Genomic DNA, 5,290 nt, shown 5'->3' on the forward strand with positions numbered 1-5,290 from the left:
GTATGCATTTCTTTTTTACGGAGAGTTTGATCCTGGCTCAGGATGAACGCTGGCGGCGTGCTTAACACATGCAAGTCGAACGGTGAACACGGAGCTTGCTCTGTGGGATCAGTGGCGAACGGGTGAGTAACACGTGAGCAACCTGCCCCTGACTCTGGGATAAGCGCTGGAAACGGCGTCTAATACTGGATATGTGACGTGACCGCATGGTCTGCGTCTGGAAAGAATTTCGGTTGGGGATGGGCTCGCGGCCTATCAGCTTGTTGGTGAGGTAATGGCTCACCAAGGCGTCGACGGGTAGCCGGCCTGAGAGGGTGACCGGCCACACTGGGACTGAGACACGGCCCAGACTCCTACGGGAGGCAGCAGTGGGGAATATTGCACAATGGGCGCAAGCCTGATGCAGCAACGCCGCGTGAGGGACGACGGCCTTCGGGTTGTAAACCTCTTTTAGCAGGGAAGAAGCGAAAGTGACGGTACCTGCAGAAAAAGCGCCGGCTAACTACGTGCCAGCAGCCGCGGTAATACGTAGGGCGCAAGCGTTATCCGGAATTATTGGGCGTAAAGAGCTCGTAGGCGGTTTGTCGCGTCTGCTGTGAAATCCGGAGGCTCAACCTCCGGCCTGCAGTGGGTACGGGCAGACTAGAGTGCGGTAGGGGAGATTGGAATTCCTGGTGTAGCGGTGGAATGCGCAGATATCAGGAGGAACACCGATGGCGAAGGCAGATCTCTGGGCCGTAACTGACGCTGAGGAGCGAAAGGGTGGGGAGCAAACAGGCTTAGATACCCTGGTAGTCCACCCCGTAAACGTTGGGAACTAGTTGTGGGGTCCATTCCACGGATTCCGTGACGCAGCTAACGCATTAAGTTCCCCGCCTGGGGAGTACGGCCGCAAGGCTAAAACTCAAAGGAATTGACGGGGACCCGCACAAGCGGCGGAGCATGCGGATTAATTCGATGCAACGCGAAGAACCTTACCAAGGCTTGACATATACGAGAACGGGCCAGAAATGGTCAACTCTTTGGACACTCGTAAACAGGTGGTGCATGGTTGTCGTCAGCTCGTGTCGTGAGATGTTGGGTTAAGTCCCGCAACGAGCGCAACCCTCGTTCTATGTTGCCAGCACGTAATGGTGGGAACTCATGGGATACTGCCGGGGTCAACTCGGAGGAAGGTGGGGATGACGTCAAATCATCATGCCCCTTATGTCTTGGGCTTCACGCATGCTACAATGGCCGGTACAAAGGGCTGCAATACCGCGAGGTGGAGCGAATCCCAAAAAGCCGGTCCCAGTTCGGATTGAGGTCTGCAACTCGACCTCATGAAGTCGGAGTCGCTAGTAATCGCAGATCAGCAACGCTGCGGTGAATACGTTCCCGGGTCTTGTACACACCGCCCGTCAAGTCATGAAAGTCGGTAACACCTGAAGCCGGTGGCCTAACCCTTGTGGAGGGAGCCGTCGAAGGTGGGATCGGTAATTAGGACTAAGTCGTAACAAGGTAGCCGTACCGGAAGGTGCGGCTGGATCACCTCCTTTCTAAGGAGCACTGCACCCCTTGGGGTGACAGAGCCGGATTCGAGACACACGTTCTCGACCGGAGCTCATGGGTGGAACATTTGACATGGCATCGAGATCTGATCTCGGAACTAGTACGCCGCTTCGGTGGTTGGAAGGTTCTGGGTGAGGGGACCGGTGCCTGCACGCTGTTGGGTCCTGAGGGACCGGATGCGGATCCTTTGGGATCTGGTCTGAACCTCTGGGCCTCTTTCTGTTTCTCCATGTTTGTGGGGAAGTGGATTGGGGCACCGCCCGTACTTTGAGAACTACACAGTGGACGCGAGCATCTTGCAACAGCCTTCGGGTTGTTGCACAAGATGATCTTAAAGATCATTAGTCAATTTCAGATTCCGCCTTCGGGTGGGGTCGAGTTTTTGATTCAAACTCATGTGATTTCAAGTCTTTAAGAGCAAACGGTGGATGCCTTGGCATCTGGAGCCGAAGAAGGACGTAGCAATCTGCGATAAGCCTCGGGGAACTGATAAGCAAGTTTTGATCCGAGGGTGTCCGAATGGGGAAACCCCGCTGGGCGGCGTGCCGACCTAGTGACTCCCGCCTGAATATATAGGGCGGGTAGAGGGAACGTGGGGAAGTGAAACATCTCAGTACCCACAGGAAGAGAAAGCAACCGCGATTCCGTTAGTAGTGGCGAGCGAAACCGGATCAGGCTAAACCTAGCGTGTGTGATAGCCGGCAGGCGTTGCACGTTGGGGGTTGTGGGACTTTTCAGTCATCTCTGCCGAGGTGGCGGCGTTACAAGAAGGTATAGACGAACGGTCTTGAAAGGCCGGTCATAGAGGGTGCCAACCCCGTAGTCGAAATGCCTCTCTTGGCGCGAAGAGTATCCCAAGTAGCACGGGGCCCGTGAAATCCCGTGTGAATCTGTCAGGACCACCTGATAAGCCTAAATACTCCCAGATGACCGATAGCGGACAAGTACCGTGAGGGAAAGGTGAAAAGTACCCCGGGAGGGGAGTGAAATAGTACCTGAAACCGTTTGCTTACAAACCGTTGGAGCCTCCTTAGTAGGGGTGACAGCGTGCCTTTTGAAGAATGAGCCTGCGAGTTAGCGATATGTGGCGAGGTTAACCCGTGTGGGGTAGCCGTAGCGAAAGCGAGTCTGAATAGGGCGATTCAGTCGCATGTCCTAGACCCGAAGCGAAGTGATCTATCCATGGCCAGGTTGAAGCACGTGTAAGAGCGTGTGGAGGACCGAACCCACTTAGGTTGAAAACTGAGGGGATGAGCTGTGGATAGGGGTGAAAGGCCAATCAAACTTCGTGATAGCTGGTTCTCTCCGAAATGCATTTAGGTGCAGCGTTGCGTGTTTCTTGCCGGAGGTAGAGCTACTGGATGGCCGATGGGCCCTACAAGGTTACTGACGTCAGCCAAACTCCGAATGCCGGTAAGTGAGAGCGCAGCAGTGAGACTGTGGGGGATAAGCTTCATAGTCGAGAGGGAAACAACCCAGACCACCAACTAAGGTCCCAAAGCGCGTGCTAAGTGGGAAAGGATGTGGAGTTGCTGTGACAACCAGGAGGTTGGCTTAGAAGCAGCCACCCTTGAAAGAGTGCGTAATAGCTCACTGGTCAAGTGATTCCGCGCCGACAATGTAACGGGGCTCAAGCACGCCACCGAAGTTGTGGCATTGACATTATTGGTAGGCCTTCGTGGTCCAGCCGTGTTGATGGGTAGGAGAGCGTCGTGTGGCCAGCGAAGCGGCGGTGTAAACCAGCCGTGGAGGCTACACGAGTGAGAATGCAGGCATGAGTAGCGAATGACGTGTGAGAAACACGTCCTCCGAAAGACCAAGGGTTCCAGGGTCAAGCTAATCTTCCCTGGGTAAGTCGGGACCTAAGGCGAGGCCGACAGGCGTAGTCGATGGACAACGGGTTGATATTCCCGTACCGGCGAAGAACCGCCCAAGCTAATCCAGTAGTGCTAAGTGTCTGAATCCCAGTGACTGATCCCTTCGGGGTGACGCTCTGGGCCTAGCGCACGACCCCATTCTGGTGCGGTTAGCGTATTAACAGGTGTGACGCAGGAAGGTAGCCCAAGCCAGGCGATGGTTGTCCTGGTGCAAGTGCGTAGGCCGAGTCGTAGGCAAATCCGCGATTCACATAGGCTGAGACACGATGCGGATAAAAAGTGGGTGATCCTATGCTGCCAAGAAAAGCATCGACGCGAGGTTCTAGCCGCCCGTACCCCAAACCGACTCAGGTGGTCAGGTAGAGAATACCAAGGAGATCGAGAGAATCGTGGTTAAGGAACTCGGCAAAATGCCCCCGTAACTTCGGGAGAAGGGGGGCCATCCACTTATACGGATTTACTCCGAAAAGGGTGTGGTGGCCGCAGAGACTAGTGGGTAGCGACTGTTTACTAAAAACACAGGTCCGTGCCAAGTCGCAAGACGATGTATACGGACTGACGCCTGCCCGGTGCTGGAAGGTTAAGAGGACCGGTTAGCCGCAAGGCGAAGCTGAGAATTTAAGCCCCAGTAAACGGCGGTGGTAACTATAACCATCCTAAGGTAGCGAAATTCCTTGTCGGGTAAGTTCCGACCTGCACGAATGGCGTAACGACTTCCCAACTGTCTCAACCGCGAACTCGGCGAAATTGCATTACGAGTAAAGATGCTCGTTACGCGCAGCAGGACGGAAAGACCCCGTGACCTTTACTACAGCTTGGTATTGGTGTTCGGTGTGGCTTGTGTAGGATAGGTGGGAGACTTTGAAGCATGGACGCTAGTTCGTGTGGAGTCATTGTTGAAATACCACTCTGGTCACTCTGGATATCTAACTTCGAACCGTAATCCGGTTCAGGGACAGTGCCTGGTGGGTAGTTTAACTGGGGCGGTTGCCTCCCAAAAAGTAACGGAGGCGCCCAAAGGTTCCCTCAACCTGGTTGGCAATCAGGTGTCGAGTGTAAGTGCACAAGGGAGCTTGACTGTGAGACTGACAGGTCGAGCAGGGACGAAAGTCGGGACTAGTGATCCGGCAGTGGCTTGTGGAAGCGCTGTCGCTCAACGGATAAAAGGTACCTCGGGGATAACAGGCTGATCTTGCCCAAGAGTCCATATCGACGGCATGGTTTGGCACCTCGATGTCGGCTCGTCGCATCCTGGGGCTGGAGTAGGTCCCAAGGGTTGGGCTGTTCGCCCATTAAAGCGGTACGCGAGCTGGGTTTAGAACGTCGTGAGACAGTTCGGTCCCTATCCGCTGCGCGCGTAGGAAATTTGAGAGGATCTGACCCTAGTACGAGAGGACCGGGTTGGACGAACCTCTGGTGTGTCAGTTGTTCCGCCAGGAGCACCGCTGATTAGCTACGTTCGGGATGGATAACCGCTGAAAGCATCTAAGCGGGAAGCCGGCCTCAAGATGAGATTTCCATACCTTCGGGTGAGAGGCTCCCAGCCAGACTACTGGGTTGATAGGCCAGATGTGGAAGTGCAGTAATGCATGCAGCTGACTGGTACTAATAAGCCGATGACTTGATAACACACCGTTTGTTGGTGCTACGCGTCCACTGAGTGGTTCTCGATGTACGGTCGAGAACCGCATAACAACAATGACTTTGTTATGTGTTTGATTGAAACATCAATAGTGTTTCGGCGGCCATAGCGTGAGGGAAACGCCCGGTTACATTCCGAACCCGGAAGCTAAGCCTCACAGCGCCGATGGTACTGCAGGGGGGACCCTGTGGGAGAGTAGGACACCGCCGGACTCCTTTTA

Annotated in this window: 3 rRNA genes; all 3 read left to right on the forward strand. The window is 54.7% G+C overall.

Going from position 1 to position 5,290, the window contains the following annotated elements:
• Window positions 1-14: 14 nt before the first annotated feature.
• The 3 genes from AAY78_RS00090 to rrf all read left to right on the forward strand — a co-directional run bounded on the left by AAY78_RS00090 (window position 15) and on the right by rrf (window position 5,282).
• A 16S ribosomal RNA gene (locus AAY78_RS00090) occupies window positions 15-1,538 on the forward strand.
• Window positions 1,539-1,952: 414 nt separating this feature from the next.
• A 23S ribosomal RNA gene (locus AAY78_RS00095) occupies window positions 1,953-5,057 on the forward strand.
• A gap of 108 nt (window positions 5,058-5,165) precedes the next feature.
• Window positions 5,166-5,282, forward strand: a 5S ribosomal RNA gene (rrf, locus tag AAY78_RS00100).
• The 16S, 23S and 5S rRNA genes sit together here, the layout of an rRNA operon.
• The last annotated feature ends 8 nt before the right edge of the window (window positions 5,283-5,290 follow it).

The sequence above is a fragment of the Microbacterium sp. Ag1 genome, assembly GCF_001005635.1.
GTDB lineage: Bacteria > Actinomycetota > Actinomycetes > Actinomycetales > Microbacteriaceae > Microbacterium > Microbacterium oxydans.